Genomic DNA, 6,567 nt, shown 5'->3' with positions numbered 1-6,567 from the left:
ATAAAGACTTTATTCATAGTTCCGTTATTAGATAAAATCATTGGGAATACGGCGGTTTCTTTGCTGCTTTTCTTATAGAGGTCATCAACATTAACAATGGACGCTAAATCATATCCGGATGGAACAACATCTTCATTTCTTGAAACTGAAAATAGTACAGGGTAATGCGTCCGTTTTTTTATATCAGTATTTTTAATATCAATACCGTATTTTTTTTTAAATTGAGCAGGATCTGTAACTTTAGGGGTCCATTGAATAGATTGAATAATAGAGTTTTCCTGAAGAAACAAAGTTGCAAAACGCTGAAATTCGTCTTTATTTATTTCTGGTTTCATCTCAAAAAAAAGAGCAACCACCTTGCCAATTTCGGAAGTTAAATCTATTTTTCCAGCCAACTGATTCAGTTTGTAATTAGTAAGCTCAATAAATTTTGACTGCACTCGCTTTAATTCAGACTGGCTGTAAAACATATGGGCAAAAAACACGATGATAAACGTAAGACATAATGGAATTAATATTGGGACAAATCGGCATCGCCATAAATGAGCGGGTTTGGCAAAAGCGATTAGAATAACCGGTGTAAAAATAAGGGATCCAATGCTGTCTCCAGCCCACCAGGTAATCCAGCTTATTGGAAAATTATCTGCAGAAAGTACTCCGATGAGATACAAACCGACATTGCTAAATGTCGCATTGATCACACAGGAAACTGGTCCCATTAAAAGTGCTGAAATAAGAATATCTTTAGGGAGATGCAAGGGATTATCTAATCGGACAAAAACTTTAATGAGCCACCATCCAAACAAGGCTTGCAGTACAGCACCCGTCCCCGTTATTAATCCAGTTTCAATTGGGACAAGACCAAGAATATTGCCATAAATGGAGTAGGTCACATAAAAATTAAGGGTGAATGAAGCAATAAAAATACCAGGCAAAGTACTCAAGCCACAAATAAGAACAAAACCAAGGGCAATCCCGGATGGTGGCCAGATAGCGGTTGCATAACCCGGAGGTACAGCAAGCAATAAGCCAAAAAATCCAGTTAAGGTATAAAGAAGGATGACGACAAAATTATACTTAACCGTATGTTCTAAATAATGATCTTTGCTCATTTTAAGCAAAAACTTTTGTTAAAACAGTGAATTTTAAGATTGAAGATATTTCGTTCATAAAGCAAAATACCTACCTTTATTAATTAGTTACTTATAGTTTAGCTGATAAAATGACTTATTATCTTCAATACGAACAGATACTTAACGAAGGAATGATTTAATGAGCAATCCGATGGCTATGGATATCATGAATCAAGACGAGTTTTATGATTGTAATTTTACAGATCTATGCGTCGATGGAATGGAATTAAATAATAAACTATTTGAACAATGTACGTTTATTCATTCCAGTTTTGTCGAAACAAAATTATTCTCTTGTAAATTCATCGATTGCGAATTCAAGTCATGTAATTTAAGTTCCATACAGGTTAAAAACTCCTCATTTAGTGAGACGGTGTTTGATGAATCGAAAATGATTGGGATTAATTGGACATTAGCAAAATGGCCTCTCATTAAATTATCCAGCCCAATCAAAATTTATAAATCAAACATAAGCCACTCAAGTTTTTTTGAATTGGAACTAAGAGATTTGGTTATTGAAGAATGTAAAGCACAGGATGTCGATTTCAGAGGATGCGATTTATCTAATGCGTGTTTCTTGCTCACCGACTTGCAAGGCAGCCAGTTCATGCGCACAAAACTTTATGCTGCGAATTTTACTGATGCGATAAATTACACTATAAATCCAACGGAAAATGATATTCGTAAAGGCAAATTCTCACTGCCGGATGCTCTAAATTTATTAAACCACTTTGACATTGAATTATCGAATGGGGATGTTTAATATCCAGTCGTATTTGGCGACAACTGGATACGGTATGCTGCGAGAACTCCTATTCAAGAGTATCTTACCCTTGGATAACTAAAGGATTCTTGTAACGTTTTAAATAGTTTTGTGCCAGATAATAAGATGCATAATCAGTGATATGACCTTCATCCTTAAACACTGGTATTCCATTAATATCAGCCTTACATCGACCTCCTGGGCATAAGACCTTTTGAGGATCGATAATAATTAATTGCGCGTATTTCTTTTTCATCCGGATAAATAAATCATCAAACCATTGTTGTTCTTCTGGTTTTAAATGGAACTCACATAACTCCGGCTTATATTGCGAACGACGCTTTATATGTTCAAAAAAACATTCATGAGGATTACCATAGGTAGAGGCAATCGATTTAATTAAAACCGGTTTTGCACCTGAATCAATAATCAATTGCAATCCCCTATCCAAAGCTCGCTCAATACGTTGCTCTGATAATTCATTAGATCGCTCATCATTTAATTGGCCAATTATTTTATCACCCAAATAAGCGTACCAATTCTCACCAATTATGACGTAGTCATAATGATTAGATTTAATCATATTGTAATAGCGCATCGTTTGATCATGACATACCTGAAAAACACCATTCTTGATAAACATGTCAAACTGGTAAATTTCTGGCAAAGCAAGACAAGCTATCGTTGCATGAGCAAGGATGGAAACATGAGCTTCTTCAGCCAATGAAGAGATAAAGCGCCAATGATGATTTGAATAAGAATCACCTATCATGAGTCCAGTTTTATTTTTGTTTTCTTCTTTCGCCCCCAAGACACAAGCACTATCTACTTCAATGTTTTTTTGCTGGAGGCAATGAGGTCTTTGTGGATTAGAATATTGATTCAAGAGTTCATAAATTTGTGAGGTTTCTGCAAAACGCTGTGGGAACCCATCAGTCGCTTTGATGATAAACGTATTAAGATGAATTAAACAAGCAGGCAATATAAATAAATAGCTCAAGCTAAAAGCAAATTTGGTTTTATTTGCTTTTGCAGAAGGTTTTTCAATAAACCGCCAGGAAAGATAACTCACGAAAAAAATCAGAGTAAAAGCCAAAGTCAGGATAAGGGGAGTTTCTTCAATATTAAGACAACGGATTAATACCAAAATTGGCCAATGCCAAATATACAATGAATAGGAAAGCAAACCAACGAACACAATGGGGCGAGCAGAAAGTAACTGACTCCACACAGATTTAGACTCACTACTGCCTGTAGCAATTAATACCCCTGTAGCAAGACATAAGACAAGAGCATACCCATTAGGAAACCCAGGACTGACATTAGAGTCCATAGCCACATAAAATAGTGTCACAATCGCTACAGTACTTAATAAATTAATTATATTTTTATTAAAATGAAAACGGTTTGAGCTCAATGCAACACAAGAGCCCATTAAAAACTCGAAAATGCGACTCAAAAATTGATAATAAGTTTGCTCTGGATAATGGGCAGAGCTATAAAGCGATAAAAAAATAAAAAACAAGGTAAGCAGGTAAATACACTTGGCAATGTGCTGTTTTCCTACCAGTTTGTGAAGCAGGAAAATAACAACAGGCAATATTAAATAACATTGCCATTCAACAGCTAATGACCAGGTATGTAATAGAGGCAACTGGCTGCTATTAGGTGAAAAATATCCAGTAGTGACCTTTTCAAAAAATTGATTAGACACAAAAAGAGCAGTTTTTCTCGCACTTCGTCCATAGTTAATTAAATCATCGGGCAGATAAAAAAGAAACGTCATCAAAGTAGTGACAACGATTAAACATATTAGTACAGGTTGCAAGCGCCATAATCTACGATTATAAAATGAAATAAAGGAAAAATTTTGGTTTTGCAATGCATCATGAATAATACTGGTTATCAGAAATCCGGAAATCACAAAGAAAATATCCACACCGACAAAACCAGAAGGGAATAACTTCAGTCCACTATGAAAAACTAAAACAAATAGAATAGCAAGTGCCCTCAAGCCATCTATATCAGCACGATACTTCACTCTAAATCTTCACTTTATTTAATTGCAAGATTTATAACACAAAATAGTTTTTTTGAAGAGTATTTTTAAATCCCGTGAGCCATTGAAATAAATAAACGCTGTCTTTAATTAATGGTTAACCGTTAATGCTTTTTGCCACATGTGCGTTTGATATGAATTTGTGCCAAGCCACATTAACCCGAACGAAAAATAATACTCCCTTAATAAACAGATGATACAATAATCAACATTCTGAGAAATTATATATTATCCATGGCACAATTAACTCACTCTGATTTGGTTGAATTCGGACAACTACTTGGATATTCATCAATATCCGGTGGTATATGCCAAGGATTTTCCGGCATGCTTATGCAAGCCATTTTGGTAGGTAAGGAAGATCAGTTCTGGAAAAGAATAAAGCTAATTGAAAAATATCAATCAAATTTTTCATTACTAATCAACATGATAGATGCAGTTAAACTTAAGGCCATAGCGAAACAAGAGCTCAGCGAAGATGACATAGAACTTTTAGAGCTAATTGCTTTTTATGACGGTATAAAATTATATTTAAGACCCGACACGCATCAAGAGGTATTTGATAATAGATGTATGTCTCAAAATAATCTAAACGATATATATGCTCTAACCCATCCAGAGAAATTAAAACAGAATGACTTCACCATACTACTTCATCAGCTGTATGCATTAAAAAGAAGTGATTTAAAAAAATATCTTAATGACCTGGAAACTGAACTCAGCATCCACCCCAATCTCCCCATCCTCATCCGTGGCGCCAAGCATAGTGTGTTATTAAAATACAACAGGCATAATGTAGAAAACCCGTGGATGTATGTTGATATTAATGATGATCCAAAGTCTAACAATTATTACCGTGAATTAAATAGTCACGCGTTAGTTCACGCTTTATTTGATTCATTGAGCGAGCATTATGAACATATACTCTTTAGTAGCACATTAGTTGCCCCTAGTACTCATCCGCTCAATGAAGCTAGCGCTTTAGCTAACCTGAAGAACCAATACAAAATTAGTCCTGAGCAAGCAATAATGTATGATGAATCGGGGACAGGATTGCTTTTTATCGCTTGTAACCAAGATAATATTGAAGCCATTAAATTATTATTGACTCATAAGGACATAGAAATCAATAAAGCGATGCAGGATGGATGCACCCCGCTTTTTATGGCCTGCCAACAAGGACAAACTGAAGTCATTAAACTATTACTAGCGCAGGAAGGTATTGAAATAAATCAAACGGACAACAATGGATGCACCCCGCTTTTTATGGCCTGCCAACAAGGGCATACTGAAGCCGTTAAACTATTGTTAGCCAAAGAAGGTATTGCAATAAATACAACAACAAATGGATACAGTCCTCTTCATATCGCCTGCTATAAAGGGCATGTTGAAATCATGAAACTATTATTAGCCCAGGAAGGCATTGAAATCAGAACTTCTACAGTACTACATTTAGCTAGAAACAAGCCTGCATCCCTTAAAGCAATACTTGAATGTGCCATCCTCAGTGATTTGAGACTTAACAAGGCGATTGAATCATCCGGAAAAACTCAACTCACACCAGAGTTGACGTATGATTTATTAAAACTACAGCAATTTCATCAAGACAAAATTAGAAAAGAAAACGACAAGAACTATGGCACAGAGTACAATCAGTCAATCCATCGTTTTTACGAAAGAGCACTGGAAATTCGTTTATCTGGTGCTCCTATAAAGACACAGGCACAGAATATAGTTACATCAGCTTGAGAAGAGTTTAAACCGCGTCATAAAGAATAGCGTCTTTTGGCTGATGCCTTAATGTTGATTAGCATTTTATTTGGCGGTTTAGGTCTGGCAATTATGACTGGGCGTTATTGCGCCACTGGCACCGTATTGTTTAGCCAATCTACAACGAAGCGGGAAGAAAACTTGACCAGACTATTGATGAAAGATGAGATGCTCTTAGCCAAAGAAAGGAACCCCGAAGATAGTTCCTTGTTAATTAATAACGCCTAAGGGGCTGCTGAAGGTAGCCTTGCAGTGATCAAACCATAAAAAATTGAGAATGGAAAGAAACCATTGAGCTTCAAACCCCGTAAGCAATTCTTTTGCAACGAGGCTCTTTTCCTTACTTAATCAAAAATTAAATTGAAGGCGCTCTTCAGAATTATTCTCAGTTCCTCTTAAATTGGTCGAAGTATGCGTAATCTCTTGTTGTGAAGAGAAAAAAGATTGATTTTCATACATAGATTTTTTCTGAGGACAATTATTGACATTATTATCATGAAAGTCTTTTGTTCTTTTTCCCAATAAAGACTCTTTATCAACAGTTAAATTAGAATCGACTAAGCGGTGACGCTTATAATAACAGCTATGGGTAATATACCCTTTACTATCTGGTGTAGTGCCTTCTGGGGCTGGCTCACCGGTTTTCTCATCTACTAAGTGATGACGCTTATAATAACTGTTTTGGATAATATACCCCATACTAGCTGGCGTAGTGCCTTCTGGGGCTGGCTCACCGGTTTTCTCATCTACTAAGCGATGGCGCGTATAATAAGTGTGAGGGGTAATATACCCCTTTGTGCCTGGTGCAACCCCCAACAGCGAGAAGCACACCCAAGAGAGGA

Annotated in this window: 6 protein-coding genes; 3 read left to right on the top strand and 3 right to left on the bottom strand. The window is 36.1% G+C overall.

Features of this window, described 5'->3' with window-relative positions; all coding sequences use genetic code 11:
* Positions 1-1,112, bottom strand: a 1,112-nt coding sequence (locus tag Q0495_RS16590) for an MASE1 domain-containing protein (RefSeq protein ID WP_298628395.1), incomplete at its 3' end; no start/stop codon positions are given.
* A gap of 160 nt (positions 1,113-1,272) precedes the next feature.
* Between Q0495_RS16590 and Q0495_RS16585 the strand changes: the two genes are divergently transcribed.
* Positions 1,273-1,896, top strand: a complete 624-nt coding sequence (locus tag Q0495_RS16585; RefSeq protein WP_298628393.1) for a pentapeptide repeat-containing protein — start codon at positions 1,273-1,275, stop codon at positions 1,894-1,896.
* A gap of 64 nt (positions 1,897-1,960) precedes the next feature.
* Here the strand turns inward: Q0495_RS16585 and Q0495_RS16580 are convergent, their stop codons facing one another.
* Positions 1,961-3,937 (bottom strand): acyltransferase family protein, encoded by a 1,977-nt coding sequence (locus tag Q0495_RS16580; RefSeq protein WP_298628391.1) that lies wholly within the window; start codon positions 3,935-3,937, stop codon positions 1,961-1,963.
* Between the two features lie 252 nt (positions 3,938-4,189).
* Between Q0495_RS16580 and Q0495_RS16575 the strand changes: the two genes are divergently transcribed.
* Positions 4,190-5,704, top strand: a complete 1,515-nt coding sequence (locus Q0495_RS16575) for an ankyrin repeat domain-containing protein (RefSeq protein WP_298628389.1) — start codon at positions 4,190-4,192, stop codon at positions 5,702-5,704.
* 51 nt (positions 5,705-5,755) lie between these two features.
* On the top strand, positions 5,756-5,953 hold the full coding sequence (locus tag Q0495_RS16570) for a hypothetical protein (RefSeq protein WP_298628387.1): 198 nt from the start codon (positions 5,756-5,758) through the stop codon (positions 5,951-5,953).
* Positions 5,954-6,073: 120 nt separating this feature from the next.
* Here the strand turns inward: Q0495_RS16570 and Q0495_RS16565 are convergent.
* The coding region (locus Q0495_RS16565) for a hypothetical protein (protein WP_298628385.1) at positions 6,074-6,567 on the bottom strand (494 nt) is incomplete at its 5' end.

It is taken from the genome of uncultured Legionella sp. (assembly GCF_937871865.1).
Classification (GTDB): domain Bacteria; phylum Pseudomonadota; class Gammaproteobacteria; order Legionellales; family Legionellaceae; genus Legionella.
This window is presented reverse-complemented; position numbering and strand designations above follow the sequence as displayed.